The organism is Acinetobacter sp. WCHAc060042, from assembly GCF_003231195.1.
In the GTDB taxonomy this organism is placed as follows: domain Bacteria; phylum Pseudomonadota; class Gammaproteobacteria; order Pseudomonadales; family Moraxellaceae; genus Acinetobacter.
In genome coordinates, this window is the sequence record NZ_QKVN01000022.1 from 19,284 (window position 1) to 44,858 (window position 25,575).

The window sequence follows — 25,575 nt, forward strand, 5'->3', positions numbered from 1 at the left end:
GATTAAATTTTATAGTCTTTTTGTGAGCTGAAAATTTAATTTTGTGATGCTGTTCGCATTAATATTGTATTTGTTGAATGAAGAGCATTGATCGTACATTTAAAGATTATTTCTGAATAATTAGCGTGATTCGTATGCAATAGCACACGCTAGGGTCAGATGTTTTGATGTTTATTTGAACAAGAATGCTGTATTTTAAAAGAATATATTTGTTACGAGAGCAGGGAATGGCAACTTTTTTATTGATGATTTGCGTACTCATTGCTTTGGTTGCAGCATCTATTATTGTTATCAAAATTCAGAAAAAGCAGCGTTTTTTAAAACGGCAAAAAAAGGAAACTGAGTTGCAAGTTCAATCAGCGCAGATGACAACCCAAATTGAAAGTGATGCTCAAGTTGAACGTGTGATTGAAATTGATGCCTATGAACAAGTGCTGTTTGATGATGTTGCAAGCTTGTTTTTAGATCAAGCGATTTTGTTAAGTGCTGAGGAAGATGCAGAACTGATGCAAAGTACTTTGTTGGTCAAAATGCCTGCAAAAACCCAGACTCAAATCCGTAAAATGGACTTAAACGAATGGTCGATTTTTTGGAGTTTTTACGATCAGTCATTGGAATATTATGTGAGCCGTTATGGTATGTTTTATACACATATTGACCGTAGTGGGCGAGAGCACAAAAAAAGCCATCGGACTCGAGATTAACGATTTTGCTTATGCGCGCTCAATGTTGAGTATCGCCATAGATAACTGTTTGAGAATTCGTTCGGCAACATGGGTCAAATAAAAGTCATCTTGGTTTAAACGTGTCATTAATATCGCCCCTTCATAATCGGCAACACTGATTTTGGCCAAAGAAGCTGCGTTTACCGTAGGCATGACTTGGTGGAAATAGTCAAAAAGTGAGGTTTCCCAGTCTTGAAAAATAGAGCGAATCTTGAGCTGTATTGTTTCAGATAAATGAGGAATTTCTAAAGACAGCATACCCACCAAACAGCCTTGTACACCTGTACTAAAAAAGGTTACGGCTTGTTGATGGAGGTGTTCAAAGCGGCCGCAATACTCGATTTGATTATTTTTTAAAATATTAAAGACTCGATTTTTTAAATACTGTTGGCTAACGTCTAAAATATCCAAAAGTAATGCTTCTTTATTTGGATAATAATAATAAAAAGCGGCTTTACTCAGCCCACAAGATTTTGCCAGCAAATCCATACTGGTGCCTGCATAACCATGTGTTTTAAAAGTTTGCATACAGTGGAGCTGGATTTGCTCTTTACTGAGTTTTTGTGGGCGCATAGGTGTTTGTTATTCCGTTTAGAGTTTCGTAGTGGTGTGTGGTGAAGATGATAGATAGCGATCAAAAGTATTCAGTATGTTATCCCAAATGTTTTCAGCGCCTTGACGGAAATATCCCATGTGTCCAATTTCTTTCAAGCCATATTCACTGGCTTCAATGTTGAGATAGTGCAGATCTGCCTGTCGATAATGTTGCATAAACGCATGCCTTGAGTTGGGTAGAGCCCAGTCATCATCCAGTGCTGAAACAGCATAGATTGGGGTCTTTACCTGAGCATACTGTTCCAGTAAATGCTGTTGTTCAGGGTCTGCAAAAAAGTAGGTCGGATTTTTACACCACTTTCGCCACTGCGTGTAAACATCGACAGGTAAATCTGCCCCCATTTTGAGTATGCTCCAAGGTAAATAACCCTTAAGTGCAACCATGGGTGGGAAAATAATATTCCACATCACATGGACTTTCATCTTCTCACGAAACGGCATGTAGCCATGCCAACCTGCACCTGTACCGAAGCAATACATCGCAGTAACTTGGTCATGATTATCGGTTAAACCTAAGGCTTGGCCACCATAGGAATGCCCAACCACAAAAATGGGTTTACCGTCTTGTGCGACGAAGTCAATTGCACCAGATAAGTCCAATTGTCCCCAGTCTAAATAGGACATACTAAAACCTTTTAACTGCTTCGGTGCAGAAAGCCCCACACCGCGATAATCAAAAGTTAGGACTTGATAACCTAAAGTGACTGCATACTCGGCAAAGCGACGATAGAACTGCTGTGGTACGCCTGTTGCGCTGGCAAGAATTAAGTTTGCTTTGATAGGGCCTTGAGCACGATAGCGTGTTCCCACCAGTGCATAAGCATCCCGTGCGGAAAAATGAATGGTTTGCTTCTCAATTTGATGTGTGTTTAAGCGGGCTGTGGCATGCATAACAGGCTCTTTTAAAGTTGAAAATAAAAATGGCGGTAATTTTGCACTGCTTATTTTCCTGAGAATTGCGCAGGACGTCGTTGTAACATGGCCATGACACCTTCTTGAACATCTTGAGTTTTTAGCAAAGGCGTTAGGTGTTCTTGTAAATGGCTAAAGGCATAGTCTGCGCCGTGTTGTGCTGCCTGTTGTGCAGAAGCAAGCGTGGCTTGAACGGCAAGTGGAGCAGCCTGTGCAATTGACTCGGCAAGGGTAAGTGCTCGGTCTAGTGCAGAATTTGGCGTGGATGTTTCTACAACCTCGGTAATTAAGTTCAGATCGAGAGCTACATGCGCATTGAAGCCATCCCCTGTGAGTAGATAACGCATAGCTTTATTCCAGCCTGCTGCTTGTACAAAACGTACTGTTGCACCGCCAAAGGGTAAAATGCCCCGCTGAACTTCCATTTGGGCAAACTGTGTATTGGCATCTGCAATCACCACATCGGCATTGAGCATCAGCTCAATTCCAGCGGTAAAGCAAAAGCCCTGTACTGCGACCACAACGGGTTTAGTCCGCAGTCTAGAACTGGTGCCCCAAGGATTAATTTGTGACGCAGGAAAGTCGAAAATACCTTGGCTTAATTTTGGCTGTAGTTCAACCAGATCTAAGCCAGCAGTAAAGTGTTCACCATGAGCAAAAATCACCGCACAGCGTAGGGTAGGGTCATCTTCATATTCAGTGAGTGCTAAGGATAAGTCATGAATCATATGGCTATCAAAAGCATTACGTTTAGCTGCACGGTCTAGACCAATTAAAAATAACGAGCCACGAATTTCGCGACTGACACGCCCTTGTTGTTCTGACATTTTGATTATTCCTCTTTCGTTTTATAAGTTTTTAAACGATTGTTAGAAAACTGTCAAAGCGTATCCGTATATATTCTGTGACTCAGCAGTTAGGTCAGACATACACGCAAATAAGTAGAAGGTAAGATTGGACGAAATTATCTTGCCTTTCGTGGAGTTTTTTTCATAATAGCAGCATTATTCTCATGTCAGTTTGACTATGTCCAACCTTGAAATATTTGCCGTCATCATTAGCTTGATTGGGGTGACTTTGACCATTAAGCGCAATATGTGGTGTTGGTGGTTTAACTTTGTTGCGTTCTTGTTATATGCCTATTTGTTTTATACCTATAAGTTATATGGCGAAACCATTTTGCAGTTTTTCTTTGTGGTGGTGAACTTTTATGGATTTTATCACTGGCTCAAAGGTAAACAACAAGATCATGATATTCGCATTGAACCGATTACAGCTCGGCAAGTGATTTTGCAAATGCTACTTGCCGCTACGGCTGGTGCAGTATTTGGTTTGAGCTTAAAGTATTTGACCGATGCTGCTGTACCGCTACTGGATGCACAGCTCGCAGCATTTAGTCTGTTGGCGACCTATTGGACCAGTCGTAAACATATTGCTACATGGGTGCTGTGGGTCTTTGTCGACATTGTTTATGTGGGCATGTTTATTTATAAAGACTTGTTCTTGACCGCAGGCTTATATGCAGGCTTTGTTGGCTTAGCGGCTTTTGGATGGTGGCAATGGACACAGGTACGCCATAAACAACAGTTGAAAAGTACCTAGGTTTGGGCATGTTGATTGATTTTAAACAAACACAATTGGCTCAATTTGAGTCAGTCATCGAACGTTTAAAAGCGAGCCCAAAGGAATACTTGGACTTTACTTCAGTTGCAGACTTTTATCAGGCGACATGGTTAAAAAACCTGCCTAGCAGCGCCAGTTGGGCTGTGACAGGATTGGATGATGGGGCAGAGCATTTTGATATTCGCTTGGCCTGTTTTGAGCGCGTGGTTTTTATTCATATAGCGGAGCATATTGTCATACAGAATGGCACACATTGATATCCAGATCACGGTATAGTCGGTGCTGGATCATCGTCTATGCTTGATCTTTCTACAGAATAACGAGCTCCAATTTTTCAGTCCTGATCTGGGCATGGATGGTTACAAAAACAAAAAATAAAGGATTTAATGCTATGGCACATCAGTTTGTCGTCAATGCCACCATCAACGGTGTTTCATTGGATGATTTCCGTCGACTCGCAGCCGATATCAACTTACATGAAAATGTTTGTCGTCGTATTCCAGGTGAGAAGTTGGAAATTTTGGAATCGAGTAAAGTCGGCGATATTTATACCCTCAAGCGTGCGTATAATTTGGATGTCAATATTCCAGATATTGCGAAGAAATTTTTAAAAGATGCGTTTCGTTTACATCGTACCGATGTAAGTAATTTAACTGCACTGAGTTCAGAAGTGCGCTTAGATCCAAATTTACCTCTTGAAGCGAGTTGCCAACGTAGTGTGTCAGGCAATGATGAACAGATCCATTTTCAAATGGAGTGGACGGTAAAAGTGAAAGTGCCGTTGATTGGTGGCATGTTAGAAAAACATGCTGAAGGTGAAATTCGGAAGTTTAGCCAAATCGAACTCGATATTGTTGCAGATGAACTGCGCCAAAATCTGCACGTAGAAACATTAAGCTAAAGGTTTTGACCTTATGTTTTCAAAGTAGGTTGCATAAAAAGAAAACCCTTCGATTGAAGGGTTTTATCATTTTAGTGTTTTGCCTCGAACTGAGCTCGATAAACCCAAGCTGTGAAGAAGCAAACCAAACAGACCAGCCAAATATAATACATCGCCCCAATCTTGCTATAGAGACTGAGCCATTGAACCAAAGGCAGTGTAATGCCTCCTGCAATGGCATAGGCGACATTGTAGGAAAACGAAATCCCCGAGAAACGGATCGGTGCAGGGAACATCTTGACCATACTATAGGATACAAGTCCAACCGTGCCTGAAAAAAATCCTAACAGCATATACAGCGCAAACACCGTATTTGGACTGACCACACCCAAACTGTGATAGAAAATGGTTGCAATAGTAGCGACACCGAGCGAGCCCAAAATCAAAACCTTGGCTGCACCCAAACGATCTGCCAATGTTCCAGCAAGTATACAACCTAACATTTGCATGATGATTGCAGCACTTTGCATTTGAAAAGCATCACCACGCGCAAAGCCAAAGGCACCCGCTAATAAGTTTGGCATGGCCAAAATCAGGACCACCACGCAAGCGGTTAAGAACCATGTTAGGAGCATGCCAATAACTACCGCTGTTTTATGGTTGGCTAAGACTTGTTTAACAGGCATTTCTTTGGATAGCTCTTTGCGTGCTTGCATGGCTTGGAATACGGGTGTTTCTTTTAAATAACTGCGTAAATACAAGGCCACTAAGCCAAAAATACCCCCCACAATAAACGGGATACGCCAAGCCCAATCATGAATCGCAGCTTCACTAAACTGAAGGGAAATAAACAGCGACATTAAAGCGCCAAGAAGAATGCCAAGTGACAAACCAGCCGTGAGTAAGCCATTGGCAAAACCAATTTTTTCAGCAGGAACATGCTCAGAAACAAATGTCCATGCCGCTGGAATTTCTCCACCAATCGCGATGCCTTGTACCACCCGCATAAGGAGTAAGAGCAGCGGCGCAGCATAACCAATCGTTTCAAAGGTTGGCATGACCCCGATTATGAGGGTGGGTAAAGCCATGAGCAAAATAGATAAGCTAAATAGACGCTTGCGCCCTATGAGGTCACCAAAGTGTGCCATGACTACACCGCCAAGTGGACGGAAGAAGTAACCTGCGGCAAAAATACCGTAAGTATTCAGCATCGCCCAAAATGGGCTGAGTCCTGCGGGGAAGAACAATTCAGAAATAATTTTGGCGTAAAAAACATAAATAACAAAGTCATAGAACTCAAGTGCACCACCCAATGATGATAACCCAAGGGTACGTTTGTCTTCTCGGGTCAGTCGTGGTGTTGCATCCATGTGTGTATTTCCAAAGTTAAATAAAAGTTTGTATTTGATTTTAATAAAGTCTTTTTTGGATGAATAATCAATCTTTCTTTGCTGCATATTAACTAAAAATTATAGATGTGTTCGTGTCCATCATTTTTAGTCATAAAATATAAAGAGTAAAAGTAACTGCAATAAAATAAAAAGCTTATGGTATAAAAAGAAATAAATAGATATAAAAATTTAGGATTTGAGTATGAGTGTCATTTTACCTGTTGCACAACGAGGGGAAGAGGTTTTAAGACTGAAAGCCGCCCGTGTTGCGGATACAGAATTTAATAGTGATTGGCTTATGCAACTGGCGTCAGTCATGTTGGCGACTATGCTTGAACGAAATGGTGTAGGTATTGCAGCACCGCAAGTGTATATTTCAAAGCGGGTCATTATTGTGGCTTCACGTCCAAATTTGCGTTATCCAGATGCGCCTGAAATGGATGCAGTGGTGATGGTCAATCCCGAAATTCTAGAGTTTTCTCAAGCAACGTCCTTGGGGGAAGAGGGCTGTTTAAGCGTGCCGAATGAACGCGGTCAGGTACAGCGTGCGCAAAGTATTAAAGTGGTGTATCACACCTTAACGGGAGAGGTGCTAGAAAGCATTTTTGAGGGGTTCCCTGCGCGGATTGTGCAACATGAAATAGATCATCTCAATGGGATTTTATTTGTCGATCGACTCACCGCTTAAAGTAAAAACAGCTATTCGTCTTTATATTTAAACTGTTGCGGGGTTTGTCCTAAGTGACGTTTAAACATGCTACTAAACGCACTCGGATTGCTATAGCCAAGAGATCTTGCAATTCGCGCAACGGATTCACCACTGGCAATTTTTGTGAGCGCTTGAGCAATATGCATTTGCTGAATCCATGCCCGATAAGACAGTCCCGTTTCCTTTTGAAACATACGCATCAAGGTTCTGGAACTGGTGCCAATTTCATCTGCCCATGCACTTAAATCTTTTAATTGATCGGGTCGACTTAATAGGGCTTGGCAAATATTCATTAAACGCTTGTCTTGTGGCCACGGAATTTGAATGGGCAACAGATTGGCCTTATGAATTTCATCAAAAATTAAAATCTGTAAAGATCGAGACAGTTCATCTGAGCTGATCAGTTCGGAGGGTGGAATGTGTTCAATTGCATTGAGCCGAATCAAGAGTTCATGCAATAACTTACTGACCCGAATAATAAAACATTGTTGTCCCAGCAGTGCAGCCGCATCGGCCTGAACCAATGCCGTATTAAGCTTTACACGGCTTAATGAAATCACACTATGCTCAACATGGGTCGGAATCCATAGCGCGCACATCGGTGGCACGATCCAGACATGATTTGGGGTAAACACTTGAATCATTCCTGTCGAAGCATATAGAAACTGTGCCCGTGAATGGGTATGTGCAGGAGTGATCTCCCGATAAGTGTGTTCAGAAGAAAGTCCAATGACCAGTTCAGACATTTCAGTTTGAATCAGTGAGTTTGGCATGCGTGTTTTAAATTTGTCACTTATACAATGATTATTGGAAGATAGTCTTATGAATGACATTTTACAATCAATATCTGATGAAAAATACACGGAGTTTGTGCGGTATGACGTCTTCAATACAGATGAAAGATGGTATTGGTGAGGCTGTGGTTCATGAACAACCACAAGGCATGATCATTAAAATTGTGGGAGCGGTGGCTGTTGCACATCTACTGAATGACTTGATTCAAGCCGTTTTGCCAGCTATTTACCCGATGCTGAAAACCAATTTCTCCTTAAGCTTTGCACAAGTGGGATTGATTTCATTGGTTTATCAAATCACAGCATCGCTACTGCAACCTTGGATTGGACTCTATACCGATAAACATCCGAAACCTTATCTGCTACCACTCGGTATGGTGGTGACTTTTAGTGGTATTTTGCTGTTGGCATTTTCACCAAATTTTATTGTACTGCTCATGGCTTCGGCGTTGATTGGTGTGGGTTCATCGACCTTTCACCCTGAAGCATCACGTGTAGCGCGTATGGCTTCGGGCGGACGTTTTGGTACAGCCCAATCGACCTTTCAGGTCGGTGGCAATACAGGTACCGCGATTGGGCCTTTATTGGCCGCGCTGATTATTGTGCCTTTCGGACAGCATGCCGTGGCATGGTTAATTGTATTTGCCTTACTTGCGATTTGGGTGTTGTTTGGTGTCAGCCGTTGGAGCATTAGCCACAGTAAAAAACAGTTGGCTGCCAAAGCACATCACGTCCAAAGCAAACTACACGGACGTCAACTCGTCATCGCGTTGTCGACCATTTGCGTGTTGATGTTTGCCAAATTTACGTACATCGCCAGCATCAGTAACTATTTCACTTTTTATTTAATGCATAAGTTTCAGCTCAGTTTACAAAATGCACAGTTACACCTCTTTGCCTTTTTAGCGGCGGTGGCTCTGGGGACATTTGCAGGTGGGCCGATTGGAGACCGAATTGGGCGTAAAGCGGTGATTTGGGTGTCTTTTGTCGGCATGGCACCGTTTGCGTTGATGATGCCACATGCCAATTTATTTTGGACGACCGTACTCTCGATTATCACGGGTTTAGTACTGTCCTCTGCCTTTGCAGCCATGGTGGTCTATGCACAAGAAGCTGTTCCTGGACGAGTTGGGATGATTGCAGGTTTGATGTTTGGTTTAATGTTCGGTGTGAGTGGTATCGCCGCAGCAGGTTTAGGATATTTGGCTGACGTCAAAGGCATTGAATGGGTGTTTGGCGTATGTTCGTTATTGCCGTTACTTGGTTTAGCAACCTTCTTTTTACCGAAGACGCAAGCAAACTAACGAAATACTGCTAACCTTCAGTTTTAATCGCGTTATCTTATCAAACGAAGATGGCGCGATTGCATTTCGGCCTGATGATTATGATCGGTAATAACGGCATTGAATGTATGTGCTTTGACTTTGGAGTATTGAAGCGATGACGGATCTGAATGGTGTACTCAAGTTTTCATTCGGCCTAGATCAACTTTCATTTGAAATGGATGGACAGCATATCCAGCTAGATCAAGGTTTAAGCTTTATACAGTCAAACAGTATGCGCTATGGGTTGCTGGATGAGCTTGCGATTGAGTCGATGATTTATGTGATTGAAGAGCTTTTAGAATCCGTTCAGATGAAGTATGCCCAACCCAAAACTGCCGTGACTTCAGATGGCTTATTCCAAAGGGTCTTAGTGTTGTTTTTTCTAGATCAGCAGCAAATTGACCGTGTGCAACTTGAAAGTGCTTTCAATACCTTTGTTGAGAGCAGGGAGTACTATGTGTCTCAAGTGGCTGATGATAGTCTTTCTAGTTTGATTTACTTTATTGTACTACGAGAGATGATGCATCACTGGAATGTGGTGGAGATTCAATTCGAACAGCTTGATTTTGAGTCACATTAAAAGCGTAAAAAATACGGAACAATAGACAAAATTAAGCCGATACCACCTAGTAATGCGTTACTTTCAATAAAATAAGGGAAAATCATTAAAACTAGACCCACAGTTAAAGGTATGGTCATTTTTTGCTTTTTGCCATACAGGAAATAGCCTAAGCCAATTGAGCTAAAGATCACACCGAGGAAAAGTTGGGTTGCGTTCATGATGATGTTTCGTACATTGTTATTCTTTGCTGAATATTATGCCAAGATTCTTAAAAGAATATTTAAAAACTAAGAGTGTCGTGATGAAACCTTATAACAAGAACTTAAAATTTCCATCGCGTGATTTACGAAGCAATATGACCGATGCAGAGCAATGTTTATGGCACAGATTACGTCGTAAGCAAATTTTAGGATTACAGTTTTATCGACAAAAACCGATTCTCAATCGCATATAAGGTTTTATTTCACCATTTAATTAAAATACCGAATATGATGTATAAATTGGTTTATTTAATAGTTGACATCAATTATTGGTTTTTATAGTATTTATTTTGTTCCGCAAGGGAACGTATATTTTAAGTTAAAAACCATTTTATAGGTGAATGTATGGACTTTAGAAAGTCAGTGGCTGATACAGCAAAATTAATTTTGATTAATGTAAAATTGTATGAACTAGAAAAAGATAAGGAAGTTTCTAGACATCGCATATCTAGAGATACTTTAAAACGAATTTCGCAAAGAAAAGCTATTCAGGAAAGGTTTGTTAAATTGTTAATAGATGAACTATCCGAATTGGGGTGGACTTTAATTAAAGTAGATAATGATTATGCTTTGATTGAAAGTGAAAAGCTAACCTCTTGGATTAAGCTGAGTTCAAAAAGATTACGAGAGGAAGAGATATTAAATTTAGAATCAAATGAACTTTCACAAGTTTTTGAAGAATATTATCCAAATGTTTGGATGGATAGCGAAGATTGATTAAAAAAATCCCCTCAAAAGAGGGGATTTTTTTATTCTAAATTAAACAATCGAATCATCTAAATTCGGTGCTAACCAACGCTTCGCTTCATCCAGTGTCCAACCTTTACGCTTCGCATAATCCTCAAGCTGATCTTGAGAAATCTTGCCTACATTAAAGTATTCACTTTCAGGGTGCGAATAATAGAAACCACTGACAGAAGAAGGTGGCATCATTGCAAAGTGTTCAGTCAACTTCGTACCAATCTTCGCTTCCGAACCTAACCAGTCAAATAACACTGCTTTTTCAGAATGCTCTGGGCAAGCAGGATAACCTGGTGCAGGACGAATACCGACATACTTCTCTTTGATCAATTCTTCATTGCCCAAAGTTTCATCGGCTTTATAGCCCCAGAACTCTTTACGAATACGCTCATGCAAATGCTCGGCAAAAGCTTCGGCAAAACGATCGGCCAAAGACTGAACCAAGATTGCTGAATAATCGTCGCCTTTGGCTTTATATTCATTCGCCAATTCTTCTGCACCAAAGATTGATACCGTGAAACCACCGAGATAGTCAGTATTGTCTTTCGAGGTACTAATAAAGTCGGCTAAAGATAAGTTTGGTTTGCCTGTGACTTTGTCAGACTGCTGACGCAAGTGTTCAAAAGTATGTGTGACATTCTGCGCTGTTTCATCAAACACGCTGACTGTATCTGCACCTGTACGTTGAGCAGGGTATAGACCAAACACGGCACGGGCATCGAAACGATTATTCTCGATTACATCTTTGAGCATGGCTTGTGCTTGATTATACAAATCCGTTGCAGCTTCACCGACAATTTCATCTTCTAAGATTTTCGGGAATTTACCTGCCAAGCTCCAAGAGATAAAGAATGGTGTCCAGTCAAAATACTCCACCAATGTTGCAAGTGGGTAGTTGGTCAGTACATGTGTTCCCATTGTATTTGGAATTGGCGGCACATAATTCGCATCGACTTTAAAGCCATTTTCAATGGATTCGGCATAGCTGAGTTTGGCTGCTTTCGGTTGCTTATTGGCTAAACGTTCACGAATCTTGGCATATTCAGCGCGATGCTCTGCAATAAAGCTACCACGCATTTCTTTTGAGAGTAGGGTGGTTGCCACACCAACTGCACGCGATGCATCGGCGACATAAATCACTGCATCATTTGAATATTGTGGATCAATTTTAACGGCTGTATGCGCTTTCGATGTGGTTGCACCACCAATCAACAGGGGAATATTAAAGCCTTTACGTTGCATTTCTTTGGCAACAAACACCATTTCATCTAAAGATGGCGTGATCAACCCAGATAAGCCGATGATGTCACATTTCTCATCAATCGCGGTTTGCAGAATTTTTTCCGCAGGCACCATCACGCCTAGGTCAACGATGTCATAACCGTTACAACCCAACACTACACCCACGATATTTTTACCAATATCGTGTACATCGCCTTTTACTGTTGCCATCAAAACACGACCTTTAGATTGTGCATTGCCTTTTTCAGCTTCGATGTACGGATTTAACCATGCCACGGCTTGTTTCATCACACGCGCAGATTTCACTACCTGTGGTAAGAACATTTTACCTGAGCCGAACAGGTCACCGACCACGTTCATGCCATCCATCAATGCACCTTCAATCACATCAAGTGGACGGTTGGCTTTCAAACGCGCTTCTTCGGTATCTTCATCAATATAGGTGGTAATCCCTTTGACTAAGGCATATTCAAGACGTTTTTCAACCGTTTCATTCCGCCACTCAAGGTTTTCAGCTTCACGTTGTGCACCACTATGACCACGGAACTTTTCTGCGACTTCAAGTAATTTCTCTGTTGCGTTTTGACCTGATTCACCTTGGTTTTGGTTCAGTACAACATCTTCAACCGCATCTTTAAGTTCTTTTGGAATATCATCATAAATCGCCATTTGACCTGCGTTGACGATCCCCATGGTCATGCCTTGCTTAATGGCATAGTAAAGAAACACAGAGTGAATCGCTTCACGTACAGGTTCATTACCACGGAATGAGAACGATACGTTGGATACACCACCTGAAATCATGGCATGTGGCAAGTTTTGTTTGATCCAACCTGTAGCTTCAATAAAATCGACGCCATAGTTATTATGTTCTTCAATCCCTGTTGCGACTGCAAACACGTTCGGGTCAAAAATAATATCTTCAGCAGGGAAGCCAACCTCATTGACTAACACATCATAAGAACGTTTACAGATTTCACGTTTGCGTGCAGCCGTATCTGCTTGACCCGTTTCATCAAAGGCCATGACAATAATCGCAGCACCATACTGGCGACATAAACGTGCTTTTTCGACAAACTCGTCATAACCTTCTTTTAAGGAAATCGAGTTCACGACAGGTTTACCTTGTACGCATTTTAAGCCTGCTTCGATGATTTCCCACTTCGATGAGTCAATCATGATCGGCACACGTGAGATATCTGGCTCAGATGCAACTAGATTGAGGAAATGTACCATCGCATTTTGCGAATCGAGCATCCCTTCATCCATGTTAATGTCGATAATTTGTGCGCCTGCTTCGACTTGTTGCTGAGCTACTTCTAAAGCCTCAGCAAACTTTTCTTCACGGATCAGACGTAGGAATTTTTTTGAACCTGTAACGTTGGTACGTTCACCGACATTCACGAATAGTGAATCATCATAGATGTTAAATGGTTCTAAACCGCTTAAACGACATGCAGGTTTTGTTTCAGGAATCTGACGTGGTTTTATATCTTTTACTGCATTGTAAATGGCACGGATATGATCAGGCGTTGTACCACAACAGCCACCTGTAATATTGATTAAACCACTTTCAGCAAATTCTTTGATGAACGCTGCTGTTTGTTCAGGCGTTTCGTCATATTCACCAAAAGCATTTGGTAAGCCTGCATTTGGATGGGCAGATACAAAAGTATCAGCAACATCAGCAATCGTTTTTACGTGTGGACGCATCGCATCTGCACCGAGCGCACAGTTAAAACCAATTGAAAGTAAATCACCGTGGCGAACCGAGTTCCAGAAAGCCTCAGCGGTTTGACCCGTTAAGGTACGACCTGATGCATCGGTAATCGTGCCCGAAATCATGAGTGGAAGTTCATGACCAAGTTGTTTGAACACTTCTTTGACTGCAAAGATCGCAGCTTTACAGTTCAAGGTATCGAACACGGTTTCAATCAAGATGATGTCTGCACCACCTTCGATCAAGGCATGAGTGGCTTCGATGTAATTTTCTTTCAGTTCATCGAAAGTAATATTACGAAATGCAGGATCATTTACATTCGGTGAAATTGAACAGGTACGTGAGGTTGGGCCGAGTACACCTGCAACAAAACGTGGTTTATCTGGTGTTGAATATTTGTCACATGCCGCACGTGCTAGGCGCGCTGCTTCACGGTTGATCTCGGGAACGAGGTCTTCCATGTGATAGTCTGACATTGAAACACGTGTGCCATTGAAACTGTTGGTTTCAATGATGTCTGCGCCAGCATCGAGGTAAGCTTCATGAATCCCTTGGATAATCTGTGGCTGAGTCAGCACCAAAAGATCATTGTTGCCTTTGAGGTCTGATGCCCAGTCTGCAAAACGTTCACCACGATAATCTTCTTCTTCGAGCTTATGACGCTGAATCATGGTGCCCATTGCACCGTCAATAATGAGGATGCGTTCGGCAAGAAGTGCTTTTAAGGTGGCAAGTGTAGACATTCAAAACTCACAAACAGGTTTTCAAAACGTGCAATATTTTAGCAGAAAAGCATATTCATTTATGCTTAATTCAAGTGGTATTCGCTATATTGCAAATAAAAAAGGCTGATTTAGCTTTAGTTTTCACGAAAGTGAAATATAGGGCGTCTATGTTAATAGATGAAAATAAATAGAGATGAGGAAAGATTGATTTGAGCAGATTGTTACAGACAACACAGCCAAATGTAAGAAAATAATTCAGCGTAATGAGCACAGAAAAATTAAATTTTAAGCAAGCACAGTGCTTTCAAGGCCTATAGGCGATTTACTGCTGATCTAAAATGAATCAATTATGAAAAAATTGGCTTCATGTGACACGCATTTGTCATATAATTGTCACAATTAAATTGAACAATAGGGGATATTGATATCCTCTTTAGCCGTCTGCATGAATTCTAATATTCCTCCTGTCCAAGATCAGGTGCACGTGACACAAGTCAAGTCGACAAATGTGCACGTACCTACGCCGAAATTTTTTATGCCGGTGTTTTTAACGGTCATTATTTCAACGCTAATTTATATTGGCTTTCAGCTTTCTGCTGACTTATCGCATGTTCCTGCACTGAATCTTTACTCTCTAATCCTTTTAGCGACGGCATTGTTCATTGCGTTGGGCTTTGAGTTTGTAAATGGTTTCCATGACACAGCCAATGCTGTGGCAACGGTGATTTATACCAATGCACTGTCAGCGCCAGTTGCGGTAATGTGGGCAGGTTTCTGTAACTTCCTTGGGGTTATGGTGGCAAGTGGTGCAGTAGCTTACGGTATTATTGCACTTTTGCCTGTCGAGTTGATTATGAATGTCAGCTCAGGTGCAGGGTTTGCCATGGTGTTTGCCATGTTGATTGCTGCGATTTTGTGGAACTTGGGGACATGGTTCTTAGGTATCCCAGCATCAAGTTCACACACTTTGATTGGTTCAATCTTGGGTGTGGGCATTATGAACTACCTGATGCATTCAGGCAGTGGTGCTTCGGGTGTAGACATGGATCAAGTGATCAAAGTCGGCAAGGCTTTATTGTTTTCGCCATTGATTGGTTTTGCCTTTGCAGCGATCGTATTTTTGTTGGTTAAAACAATTTTCAAGCGTCAACTTGAACTATTTCAACCACCTGAAGGTAACAAGCCACCACCACCTCTGATTCGTGCTATTTTGATTTTTACCTGTACGGGTGTAAGTTTTGCACACGGTTCAAATGATGGTCAAAAAGGTATGGGTTTAATCATGCTGATTTTGATTGGTATTGTGCCTTTGGCTTATTCTTTAAATAAGAATTTGGATTCACAGTACATTCAGTCATTTGCACAGCTTTCGAATCAGACAGCAAATGTAATTTATACTCAGCATGAGGATATCGCTGATGAAAAAGCCCGTGCAGTCATTACCCAATATATTCAAACTAAAGAAATGACTCCTGAAGTTGTGCCTGCATTAGCAAGTTTGACTGATCATTTGGGTGAACGTGTTGGACATTATGGTGATTTAAAAGATATTCCAGAGGCAGAAGTTTCTTCTATACGTAATGATATGTACTTAAGTACGACAGCTTTCAAACGTTTAGATAAGGCAGATCAATTACCAGCGATGTCTGATGCGGAGAAAAAGACCGTTAAAGAATATCGTAGTAACCTCGATTCGTTCCTTCAGTATATTCCAAACTGGGTAAAAGTGGCTGTGGCACTTGCACTTGGCTTAGGAACAATGGTGGGGTGGAAGCGTATTGTAGTTACCGTGGGCGAGCGTATTGGTAAGAACCATATGACTTATGGTCAAGGCATGTCAGCAGAGCTGGTGGCGATGACTACGATTGCTGCGGCAGATGGTTTTGGTATGCCTGTATCGACGACCCATGTACTCAACTCTGCGGTTGCAGGGACCATGGTGGCAAATAAGTCAGGTCTGAACTTTGCAACTGTCAGAACCATTCTTTCGGCTTGGGTTTTCACCCTGCCAGCAACAATCTGTTTATCAGGTGGTTTGTTCTGGTTGTTCCTACAGTTTGTTTAATCTGTAATGTAAAGAAAAACGTTATTTGAAGTCATAATGCCAGTCAGTTCATAAACTGACTGGCATTTTCTTTTCAATTCTCGATTTTATTCAATATACGCTAACACTACTCACGATTTGAGCAGAAATAAAAGCATTGCATTTATTCGTAGTGCAAGATGCAGTCATTGGCATTCAAAATGGACTATTTTGTAATGCAAAGTTGTTTCGTATCTATAGATTGAACAGATTTTCTGTGGGGCGCATTGCACCGCAAAATGTTACTTCTACGATGCTTCACTTCTTACTTAGCGAATAAGACCTAAACGTTGCAGGAATAAACGAACGACCAATATTGAGCTTAGGAACACTAAGACCTCACAGTATAGGGTTAAAAAGTTAAGGAGATGAAGAGGAGGCTCCTTAACTGGTTGTCTCTAAGTTGAGGTTGTGTTTTATGTCCGTATGGCTGCCTAAGAGAGTAGCATTTGAGTCTTATTTTTTACGTTTTGCGAACACTTTTTCGAGTGGGAGCTTGTCCGCTGCAAAGCCATATAGTGCTGCAAAGGGTAGAGCAGTTCTTGCCAGATAAGCCACACGCCATAGTCCGCCGTGGTTTGCACCATGCATCATCAGTTCTAGAGGATGCTCAAGTTTGACCTCTGGATTCGCTACAGATTCAGGATTACGCAGGTCATGAACCCATAGAGCAGCCATAATTGCATTGGTTGTTTCAGGCTTAAATGCTTCAACGTCAAATAAGCTTGCACCGTTAAATGCTGCTTTAAGCAATGGATTTTTGGTGACAGAGTGCGTTGTAGTTGAAGGCGCAATATTGATGCTGACGCGTTGGCCTTGTGAGCGTGCCAGTGTTGCGCGCCACTGCTGAATGCGTTTAGCCAAGGCATAGTTAGGTCCTTGCTCAACCACTAAACAATCGGCAATACCGTATTCTTTATTATTGTCTGAGCTCACTAAACCATGTAAGTTTTTCTTAAAGAAGTATTGTCTACTAAGCATTGAAATACTTTTGCTGAGCATTTGTTGCGTTTTAGAGCGGCCATTAAATTTTTGTTCAGATGCTGTGATCACTTCCTCAGGCACTGCATAAACATCGGTTGGTGTACACATATACATCAAACTGGTATCCGCTTTCTGTTCGCTGACATATTGCATAATCGCATCCATTGCCACAGAAACACGAACATGCTTTTCGCCATCCAGATACGCAATGGCAGCCAAGTCTAACTGATGTGGGTTTTGTGCTAACCACTGTGCGATCTCTGGAGTCTGCGTGAGAAGATTTGCGCCGAGCTTTTCCTTTAACACTGAAACAGGCGTATCCGCATTCAATGCTTCAACAGATGGAGCATATAAGGTGGCATTGCCATGTTGAATGGTGTCTAAAATTTTGCCCCATACGCGTGGATTGGGTAGATCTACCGCTACGATATTGGCTTTCCATTGCGATAACCATGTGAGAGGACCTGCTTCAGATGCAGCGCCAAAAAGCACCATGGTCCGATCAGATAAATCGAACCATTCTGGATGTTCAACGCAGGCAATCAGTGCTTGGGCATGACTTGGTTCAATCACCCCAGCCTCTAACCATATTTGGATTTGAGCGAGTAAGCTCTCACCTTTAAGCTGTGTGCCTTTATAAGGCACTGACCACTCAGGCAGAGCAGTGCTTTCACCTTTGAGTTTAATAGTATGCAAGGGTGTTGTTTCAAGCGACATTACATCTTTAACAAGATATTTTTGATTGTCACGATAGAATTCAAAAACATGATGTGCCTTGTTTAATCCATCCTGAGCAATTTGAATAGGAGCTGTTTGATTGGCAATGCCTAACTCAACCAAGGATTTAAAATAGCGCGGATATTGTTTACGCCAGTTTTTCTCGGCCAACACCTCAACAGCAATTTGATGATCGACATTAGCTAGTGCTTCCGCAATAATTTCTTTCCCAGTGCGTGAAGTGCTGGCTTTTTGTGTTTTTGGATGAATTGGAAATTGAAGACCATCTAGGGGATTGGACATGCAAGAAATCTCACTGGCATTTGCTATTTATATACAGTTGTATACATTATCTATGCCAAATTGAATTCTCACTTGGCATTTCATACCAAATTTGTGTAAAAGTATGTGCAATATAAAGCCTTAGATATAGTAGACTTTTGCGTGAATAGTGATCTTTTAGGCTGGGTTACAATCGGCAAAAATCGTCATGACCAGATGGATAATCAAAATGATCAGGCCCGTAGACGATATGCCCTTCAAATGTTTGTATAGCACAGCCGATTAAAGTAAGGAACATCATCAATGTGATAAAGATAGATATGACTTTTATTGCAATCTCTCTCTTTCATGATTGTCCTGATTCTTATCTTAAAAGCGTGGTCCGCCTGTGCTACGAAAATGTTATTGGATTTGTGTTATCGCCTGATTCAAGGTATTTGTAGCCTGTCAACCCAGTTTCAAAATGGGAGCTGAGTCAATTTGCTTAGGAAATGCGGAATTAAACGTGGTTCTAAAATGACAGTCATAATTACGCCATAAGCTGCACCCCAGAGGTGAGCGCTATGATTGATGTTGGAGTTGCCTTTCTTGCCAGACCAGATGCTATAAGCCACATAGAGCACAGCAAAAATAATCGCGGGTACAGGAATAAAAAACACAAAAATCAGCTTCCAAGGCTCAAACAATACATAAGCGAATAGTACCGCAGAGACTGCACCAGAGGCGCCAAGGCTTGCCCAGCGCACATCATTTTTATGTTTTAAATAACTTGGTAAAATGGCGAAAATTAAACCACCCAAATAAAATAAAACGAAGCCTAAGTCATAGAAATATTGGCGGTAAAAACTTTCAATAATGCTACCAAAGAAAAACAGGGTGAACATGTTGAACAAAAGGTGCATACCATCGGCATGAATGAAGCCATGAGTAATGAAACGATCGTATTGTCCACGTTGCATTGCAGGTGGCCAAAAAATCAAACGGTTCATGACATTCTGGTTTGAAAATGCCACCATAGAAATAATGACAGTAATAATAATGATTGTAACTGTATGATTAAAAGGTAAATGCAACATTTCTGAGATGTTCTACAAATGAATAACTTGTAGTCATAATGCCATTAAATTGATTGAAAAGATGAACTTTCACAATAAATCCGACAATTTTGGTTGATTTTTTTTCATTACCCCGCATCTTCAGTTAAAATAGCAGCTTCAGCTTGAGGAAATGATTGTTATGTCGACTGAGAACAGCAGCACTGCAGTTGCAGAGGAAATTCCAAACTTATTGATTACTCCAACTGCACAAGAGTATTTACGTGATTTATTAGAAAAACAAAATACACCTGGTATTGCTGTACGTGTATTTGTTGAAAATCCGGGTACACCACGTGCTGAATGTTGTATGGCATATAGCGCGCCTGAAGAAGTGATCCCAACTGATTATCGTCAAGATTATCCAGACTTTCCTGCATATATCGACACACCGTCTATTCCATATTTGTTGGATGCGGTGATTGATTACAATAAAGACCGTTTTGGTGGGCAATTGACCTTCCGCGCACCGAATTCGAAAGTGCCACGTGTAGGTCCTGATGCATCAATTGAAGAGCGTATTACTTACATTCTTCAGTCTGAAATTAACCCAGGTCTAGCTGGTCATGGCGGTAACTGTGCATTGGTTGAAGTTGTTGAAGATGAAGAGCATGGTTTAACGGCTGTATTGAAATTTGGTGGTGGTTGCCAAGGTTGCTCAGCAATTGATGTCACCTTGAAACAAGGTGTTGAAACGACTCTGCAACAACACATTCCTGAGTTACGTCGTGTTATTGACCAGACGGATCATACGCAGGCAGAAGGCGCGTACTTCAAATAATTTTTAAACCATTTTACCAAATAACCTCCTTAAATTAGGGGGTTATATTTTATCTAAAGGTAAAATGTAACTGAGAATAATTATCAATATTTATTGCAATATGTTTATCATTTGTTAAGATACCCTACGAAATTTACACAATCTCTCCTTCTTTTGTATTTGGGTGTATGCGTTATGGGTAAAAATCTGACGAGATCAACTTTGGCTTTGGCTGTTGTAGGGGCAATGAGTTCATTTGCGATGGCGAATGAATCGCTGACTACTGGGGCAGAAAAAGATACAACACAATTACAAACGATTGTATTAACGGCTGAGGAACAGGTTAAGCAGTCTCTAGGCGCATCTATTATTACGGATAAAGATTTAGAAAAATTACCTGTTGTAAATGATATTTCTGAATATGTACGTCGGATGCCTGGCGTAAATTTAACAGGCAATAGTGCAACGGGACAACGTGGTAATAACCGCCAAATTGATATTCGCGGTATGGGGCCAGAAAATACCTTGATTTTGGTTGATGGTAAGCCTGTGAATTCGAGAAATTCTGTGCGTTATGGCTGGAGAGGGGAACGTGATACCCGCGGTGACTCAAACTGGGTGCCTGCAGATGCGATTGAATCTATTGAAGTATTGCGTGGTCCTGCGGCTGCTCGTTATGGCTCAGGTGCCATGGGTGGTGTTGTTAATATTAAAACTAAAAAAGTCACAAACGAAGTTCATGGTTCGGTTGAGGTATTTACTAACCAACCTGAGAACTCAAAAGAAGGTTCGAGCCATCGAGAAAGTTTTAACTTGAGTGGTCCAATTATTAAGGACGTATTGTCTTATCGTTTATATGGAAATTATAACAAGACAGATGCGGATGCTGCAGATATCAACCCACTGACAGAAAGTGGTAGTCGTGCAGCAGGTCGAGAAGGCGTTGAGAATAAAGATATCTCAGGGCGTTTAGCTTGGCAGATTAATGATCAACAGAGCTTGACTCTTGACACTTCATTTGGTCGTCAAGGGAATGAATATACAGGTGATATTCAAAACAGTAATGCAGATGCAACAAATCCAGATTCTAGCTTTAGTAATATTGCGTACGTCAATGGATTGTTAGGTAAAGAAACTAATACGATGTACCGAGACAGTTATGCTTTAACCCATGAAGGAAAATGGGCATGGGGTGATACAAAATTATTGGCTCAATTTGATAAAACTAAAAATAAGCGTATTCCTGAGTCACTAGCTGGTGGGCCAGAAGGAAGTCCAAATTCATTTGATAAAAAAACGTCGGTGCTAGATACCACACGTTTTAATGCTGAAACCAATATTCCATTGGATATATTTCTTCCTCAAGCACTCACCTTGGGCGCAGAGTGGGTTGAAGATAAGTTTAGTGATGCAACCAGTACAGTACAAGCAGATGCCTCTGGTTTGGTACAGTTGCCATCTGATCGTACTCACATGAAATCACGAATTGCTTCTGCATATATTGAAGATAACTTTAAAGTAACTGATGCAACAGATTTGGTCTTGGGAGTTCGTTTTGATGATCATAGTAAGTCTGGGTCAAACTGGAGTCCAAGTTTAAACATTACCCAAAAACTTGGAGATTACTTCACTTTAAAAGGTGGTATAGCAAGAGCATATAAAGCGCCAAATATGTATCAAAATGCAGAAGGCTACTTACTCTTTACACGCGGGAATGGTTGTCCTGACACCACAGCAACGGCTTCGGGAAGTTGCTATTTAGTTGGAAATGCAGACTTAAAACCTGAGACTTCTATTAACAAGGAAGTGGGTATCCAGTTTGAAAAAGATATTGTGAATGCAAGCTTAACGTGGTTCCGTAATGATTATAAAAACAAAATCACATCAGGTGACGAAGTTGTTGGAACGACAACTGTAGGTTCAACAACATATCATTTATTAGAGTGGACCAATATTCCAAAGGCTTTAATTCAAGGTCTAGAAGGAAGTGTTAGCTTAGATTTTGGTAATATTAATTGGACAAACAACTTTACTTATATGATGGATTCAGTGAATAAAACCACTGGAAATCCTTTGTCAGTTGTACCTAATTACACGATTAATTCGATTTTCAACTATGATATTACAGATCAATTTGATGTGAATTTCGTTTATACCCAATATGGTCGCCAAAAACCACGTCAATTTGCTGAAACGCGTAATACAACGATGAACACGAAAAGTGTGCCAAGCTATGGTATCGCAGGGATTAATGTTGGATACAAATTTACAGATCAATTTAGCGGTCGTTTAGGTGTGAGTAATTTATTTGATGAGCAACTTGTTCGTAATAATGACTTGAACCAAACCTACAACGAACCAGGTCGAGCTTATTATGCGAGCTTGAAGTATGCATTCTAAATTATGAAAGAAAAAAGCCGCATAACGCGGCTTTTTTTATGGCTTTAAAATCGCTTGTGCTTGATCAGAATAATAAAACTGTTCTAAATAATAACGTGCTCGATCACGCAAGTAATGTGATTGGATGAGCTCTTGAATAATAGGATTCAATAAATCTTGAAGTTCATTTTGAATTAAAGCTTCGTCGATATTTAAGTCACGTAGGAGTAAATCAAAAGGACGTTCTTGGTTGCGAATGTACCAAGCATAAACACCATCATGTACCTGTTGCTGCAGATAGTTAGTTTGACGTATATGTTCCCAAATTTCGTGACCCATAGCGACGGTATGAGGCAAGTCTTGCACTTCTACATAATTTTTTAAAACTGATAAAGGCATGTCTTTGATTTTATGCCAAAGATTGGCTTGAAAATGATACAGCTTTTCATCATTAAAATTTTGATTTAACACTTGTTCGCTCATTTGACTGAGTTTTAAGATGTTCTTTTGCAAATAATGACCGATGGTGTCATTTAGGTTTGAGTCCGTGACGGTTTCAAGTACCGACTTGCCCATTTTCATAAAACTAGAGACACCCGGCACACGTTTGGTCATGACGGAGTTGTTTAAATAGTCTTGAATTGAGTGCTGAATGAGCTGAGTAATCATGGCTGAAAAAGCTGGGTTATTTACCACAGTTTTAATCAGGCGTTGACGATGCCCACTTTTACTCGCGACATACTGCGCAATTTTGTCGATGGTGAGTACTGGAATCACATCGGCAATTTTTGTTGATTCATTGATGGGGTGAATCAAAGCAAATTTGATGTGCTCTGCAATTTGTGAAATCAGATGTTCTGTTGCAGGTGTGGCTAGGATTTGTTTTTGCAACAGCGCATTGATGTCTTCAAAGCTCCACAGTTGCTGCAAAGTTTGTTTTCTAAACCAGTGATAAAAGAGGGTGAATTCATTTTGTACGGTACTTGCTTGCGAAAACTCATGATCTAAAAAATTAAGATGAGCTTCAATGAGCTGCTCAATCATCGGGTGTTTCTGCATACGTACTCAACAAAATTAATTTAGTGGAATCAGTTTATCAGCCAATGGGTTTTTTAACTTTTGGGTTTTTGCAAGAAAAGGTAGGTAGTGCTGTGCAACGGCCTGTTCTGCTTCCAAAAGTGGCATATGACCAACATTGTTAAGGATGACAGGAGCTTCAGCACGTTTCAATAAGGATTTAAGTTCATTCGCCACTTCGACATTAATAATTTTGTCCTGCTTACCCCACAAAATGAGGGTGGGCGCTTCAATGTTACGGGTCACTCGGGCAAAAGAGTCGGTCGTATAAATGCGGTTTAAGGTCACCAATTGATCAATCACTTTGCTGTTTTTTTCAGCTTGAGTAATTAACTGTTTTTCTTGGGCGCGTTTTAAATAATAGGGCATTTTGATTGGGGTTTGCATGACACGTTGCATCACATCATCTAAATCGCCCGGTTTACTCACAATCAAGTGCTTTAAATATTGCGGGTCTTTGGCATAGTTGGTGTTGGCGTTTTTATAAATCCCTGCACTGTTCAATAAAAATAAACTTTGCGTGTCAAAAGGGTATTGTGCAGCATACAGGGTTGCAATTGAACCACCGATGGAATGTCCTGCAACATTCAGCTTATCTTGTATATGAATGGCTTCAACAAAACGACGTAAGCGCTCAGTTACATTGGGCATAGAAATATCAAAATCATCTGGGACTTTGGTATCGCCGTTGGTTGGAAGGTCGGGAATAACTACATGATAATAAGGCGTGAGAAACTGTGCTACACGGTTCCAATTGTCCCGATTTCCAGCAAAACCATGAATTAGTAAAATCGTTGGTTTATCGGCTGCTCCGCCTTCATTATATGCCCAGACAATATCATCGACTTTAAGGGTTTTGGATTTTAAGCCAGCAGTAACACGCTCTTGAACAAGATAGCTTTGTAAACTGAGTTTGTCTTTGATGATGGTATTTTCCACCGCATGACTGGCGAAAGAAAAAGACAATGCCCACGTCAGTATGCTGACTTTTAAACAGTATTTTAAGAGGGGGTTTGAGCGCATCATCATGGTTCATCCTTAAACGGAGATGAATGAAAAAACTGACCGAATAAGATAAAAATGCTCTGATTTTGAATAGTTTTTATTTTTATTTAAGGGTCTGTTTGATTCTAATCGCTTTTATGCAAATGTCATTAATTATTTGTTTGAAAGGATATACCGCATTCAGATAAAGTGTGAACTAGATATCTATTCTGCTGAGCTAAAATGCAAATTCAAGAAAAATTAAAAAAATATGCAGCTATGTTTTTTGCAAGTGACAATCAATTTCTCTAAGATTAAACTATTGCGACTTAACAACAATCGGGTGGGAAAAAGGAATGCTAACAGCTCAAGAAGCTTTAAGCCGTCTTAAACAGGGTAACCAACGTTTTGTAGCGGGTGAGACAACCCACCATAAACAACTGTCTCACCATGAACGGGCAGAAATGGCTGAAGATCAAAATCCATTTGCCATTGTACTGGGTTGCTCTGATTCACGCGTACCTGCTGAAATGGTGTTTGACCAAGGTTTGGGTGATCTTTTTGTGATTCGTGTTGCAGGCAACGTGGTTGCACCATCACAAGTTGGCAGCGTGGAGTTTGCTGCCGAACGTTATGACTGTGCGGTCGTTGTGGTACTTGGTCATAGTCACTGCGGTGCGATTCAAGCTACAATTGATACTTTGATGAACCCAGATAGCCCACCTTCTGCAAACCTGATGTCGATTGTAAACCGTGTACGCCCTTCGGTTGAAACTTTGATGCAAACCGAATTGAAACATGACTTATGCAAACTGTCTAAACATGCAGTGCGTTCCAATGTATTTGCCTCTGTAAATCAGTTACGTCATGGTTCAGCTGTGCTTGAGAGTTTGATTGCCAAAGGCAAGTTACAAGTGGTTGGCGCTGAGTACTCACTTGAAAGTGGTGAAGTGGTTTTTTTTGACTTTTGATCAGTGAAGAAGGTCAGATT

23 protein-coding genes and 1 pseudogene are annotated in these 25,575 nt (G+C 40.9%); 13 read left to right on the top strand and 11 right to left on the bottom strand.

Going from position 1 to position 25,575, the window contains the following annotated elements; all coding sequences use genetic code 11:
• Positions 1-227 precede the first annotated feature (227 nt).
• Positions 228-704 (top strand): hypothetical protein, encoded by a 477-nt coding sequence (locus DPG01_RS10765; protein WP_171264413.1) that lies wholly within the window; start codon positions 228-230, stop codon positions 702-704.
• 9 nt (positions 705-713) lie between these two features.
• On the opposite strand, the gene DPG01_RS10770 is transcribed toward DPG01_RS10765, so the two are convergent.
• From DPG01_RS10770 to DPG01_RS10780, 3 genes are read right to left on the bottom strand one after another with little or no spacing between them, the layout of a single operon-like run.
• Complete coding sequence (locus tag DPG01_RS10770) at positions 714-1,298, bottom strand: TetR/AcrR family transcriptional regulator (protein ID WP_110975091.1); 585 nt, start codon at positions 1,296-1,298, stop codon at positions 714-716.
• 18 nt (positions 1,299-1,316) lie between these two features.
• On the bottom strand, positions 1,317-2,231 hold the full coding sequence (locus DPG01_RS10775; RefSeq protein ID WP_110975092.1) for an alpha/beta fold hydrolase: 915 nt from the start codon (positions 2,229-2,231) through the stop codon (positions 1,317-1,319).
• A 50-nt stretch (positions 2,232-2,281) separates the two neighbouring features.
• Positions 2,282-3,079, bottom strand: a complete 798-nt coding sequence (locus tag DPG01_RS10780; RefSeq protein ID WP_110975093.1) for a crotonase/enoyl-CoA hydratase family protein — start codon at positions 3,077-3,079, stop codon at positions 2,282-2,284.
• Positions 3,080-3,278: 199 nt separating this feature from the next.
• Here DPG01_RS10780 and pnuC point away from each other — a divergent pair, with 199 nt between their 5' ends.
• The 3 genes from pnuC (at position 3,279) to DPG01_RS10795 (ending at position 4,776) form a co-directional block, all read left to right on the top strand.
• Positions 3,279-3,854 carry a nicotinamide riboside transporter PnuC gene (gene pnuC, locus DPG01_RS10785; RefSeq protein ID WP_110975094.1) on the top strand — a complete coding sequence of 192 codons (576 nt, stop codon included), beginning with the start codon at positions 3,279-3,281 and terminating at the stop codon, positions 3,852-3,854.
• Between the two features lie 8 nt (positions 3,855-3,862).
• A complete protein-coding gene (locus tag DPG01_RS10790; RefSeq protein WP_110975095.1) occupies positions 3,863-4,132 on the top strand; it encodes a hypothetical protein in 270 nt (89 codons plus the stop codon).
• A 134-nt stretch (positions 4,133-4,266) separates the two neighbouring features.
• The gene (locus DPG01_RS10795; protein WP_110975096.1) at positions 4,267-4,776 is read left to right on the top strand and encodes a DUF2505 family protein; all 510 of its coding nucleotides are present in this window, start codon (positions 4,267-4,269) and stop codon (positions 4,774-4,776) included.
• Between the two features lie 71 nt (positions 4,777-4,847).
• Here DPG01_RS10795 and DPG01_RS10800 read toward each other — a convergent pair whose 3' ends face one another.
• The gene (locus DPG01_RS10800; protein WP_110975121.1) at positions 4,848-6,125 is read right to left on the bottom strand and encodes an MFS transporter; all 1,278 of its coding nucleotides are present in this window, start codon (positions 6,123-6,125) and stop codon (positions 4,848-4,850) included.
• Between the two features lie 223 nt (positions 6,126-6,348).
• On the opposite strand from DPG01_RS10800, the gene def reads away from it, so the two are divergent.
• Complete coding sequence (def, locus tag DPG01_RS10805) at positions 6,349-6,834, top strand: peptide deformylase (RefSeq protein WP_086208481.1); 486 nt, start codon at positions 6,349-6,351, stop codon at positions 6,832-6,834.
• An 11-nt stretch (positions 6,835-6,845) separates the two neighbouring features.
• On the opposite strand, the gene DPG01_RS10810 is transcribed toward def, so the two are convergent.
• Entirely contained in the window at positions 6,846-7,628 is a 783-nt protein-coding gene (locus DPG01_RS10810) for an AraC family transcriptional regulator (RefSeq protein ID WP_086208480.1), read from the bottom strand.
• Positions 7,629-7,732: 104 nt separating this feature from the next.
• Between DPG01_RS10810 and DPG01_RS10815 the strand changes: the two genes are divergently transcribed.
• Both DPG01_RS10815 and DPG01_RS10820 read left to right on the top strand, forming a co-directional pair.
• The gene (locus tag DPG01_RS10815; RefSeq protein ID WP_086208479.1) at positions 7,733-8,953 is read left to right on the top strand and encodes an MFS transporter; all 1,221 of its coding nucleotides are present in this window, start codon (positions 7,733-7,735) and stop codon (positions 8,951-8,953) included.
• A 136-nt stretch (positions 8,954-9,089) separates the two neighbouring features.
• On the top strand, positions 9,090-9,554 hold the full coding sequence (locus tag DPG01_RS10820) for a hypothetical protein (protein WP_110975097.1): 465 nt from the start codon (positions 9,090-9,092) through the stop codon (positions 9,552-9,554).
• Here the strand turns inward: DPG01_RS10820 and DPG01_RS10825 are convergent.
• Positions 9,551-9,754: an amino acid transport protein gene (locus DPG01_RS10825; RefSeq protein ID WP_110975098.1), complete on the bottom strand. Its 204-nt coding sequence runs from the start codon at positions 9,752-9,754 to the stop codon at positions 9,551-9,553. The genes DPG01_RS10820 and DPG01_RS10825 overlap by 4 nt on opposite strands.
• A gap of 83 nt (positions 9,755-9,837) precedes the next feature.
• Here DPG01_RS10825 and DPG01_RS10830 point away from each other — a divergent pair.
• A pseudogene (locus DPG01_RS10830) lies at positions 9,838-9,987 on the top strand (DUF559 domain-containing protein); the annotation flags it as partial.
• Positions 9,988-10,141: 154 nt separating this feature from the next.
• Complete coding sequence (locus DPG01_RS10835) at positions 10,142-10,513, top strand: hypothetical protein (RefSeq protein WP_110975099.1); 372 nt, start codon at positions 10,142-10,144, stop codon at positions 10,511-10,513.
• Positions 10,514-10,555: 42 nt separating this feature from the next.
• On the opposite strand, the gene metH is transcribed toward DPG01_RS10835, so the two are convergent.
• Positions 10,556-14,242 carry a methionine synthase gene (metH, locus tag DPG01_RS10840; protein WP_110975100.1) on the bottom strand — a complete coding sequence of 1,229 codons (3,687 nt, stop codon included), beginning with the start codon at positions 14,240-14,242 and terminating at the stop codon, positions 10,556-10,558.
• 427 nt (positions 14,243-14,669) lie between these two features.
• On the opposite strand from metH, the gene DPG01_RS10845 reads away from it, so the two are divergent.
• Positions 14,670-16,289, top strand: coding sequence for an inorganic phosphate transporter (locus DPG01_RS10845; RefSeq protein ID WP_110975101.1), 1,620 nt, complete (start codon positions 14,670-14,672; stop codon positions 16,287-16,289).
• Between the two features lie 474 nt (positions 16,290-16,763).
• Here the strand turns inward: DPG01_RS10845 and DPG01_RS10850 are convergent, their stop codons facing one another.
• Positions 16,764-18,311: a hypothetical protein gene (locus DPG01_RS10850; RefSeq protein ID WP_110975102.1), complete on the bottom strand. Its 1,548-nt coding sequence runs from the start codon at positions 18,309-18,311 to the stop codon at positions 16,764-16,766.
• A gap of 437 nt (positions 18,312-18,748) precedes the next feature.
• Complete coding sequence (locus DPG01_RS10855; RefSeq protein WP_110975103.1) at positions 18,749-19,366, bottom strand: rhomboid family intramembrane serine protease; 618 nt, start codon at positions 19,364-19,366, stop codon at positions 18,749-18,751.
• Between the two features lie 160 nt (positions 19,367-19,526).
• On the opposite strand from DPG01_RS10855, the gene nfuA reads away from it, so the two are divergent.
• Both nfuA and DPG01_RS10865 read left to right on the top strand, forming a co-directional pair.
• A complete protein-coding gene (gene nfuA / locus DPG01_RS10860; RefSeq protein WP_004981041.1) occupies positions 19,527-20,165 on the top strand; it encodes a Fe-S biogenesis protein NfuA in 639 nt (212 codons plus the stop codon).
• Between the two features lie 174 nt (positions 20,166-20,339).
• The gene (locus tag DPG01_RS10865; protein WP_110975104.1) at positions 20,340-22,544 is read left to right on the top strand and encodes a FepA family TonB-dependent siderophore receptor; all 2,205 of its coding nucleotides are present in this window, start codon (positions 20,340-20,342) and stop codon (positions 22,542-22,544) included.
• Positions 22,545-22,580: 36 nt separating this feature from the next.
• Here the strand turns inward: DPG01_RS10865 and DPG01_RS10870 are convergent, their stop codons facing one another.
• Positions 22,581-23,582 carry a hypothetical protein gene (locus tag DPG01_RS10870; RefSeq protein ID WP_110975105.1) on the bottom strand — a complete coding sequence of 334 codons (1,002 nt, stop codon included), beginning with the start codon at positions 23,580-23,582 and terminating at the stop codon, positions 22,581-22,583.
• A gap of 15 nt (positions 23,583-23,597) precedes the next feature.
• Positions 23,598-24,629 carry an alpha/beta fold hydrolase gene (locus DPG01_RS10875; RefSeq protein ID WP_110975106.1) on the bottom strand — a complete coding sequence of 344 codons (1,032 nt, stop codon included), beginning with the start codon at positions 24,627-24,629 and terminating at the stop codon, positions 23,598-23,600.
• 311 nt (positions 24,630-24,940) lie between these two features.
• On the opposite strand from DPG01_RS10875, the gene DPG01_RS10880 reads away from it, so the two are divergent.
• Positions 24,941-25,555, top strand: coding sequence for a carbonic anhydrase (locus DPG01_RS10880; protein ID WP_086208466.1), 615 nt, complete (start codon positions 24,941-24,943; stop codon positions 25,553-25,555).
• Positions 25,556-25,575: the final 20 nt, after the last annotated feature.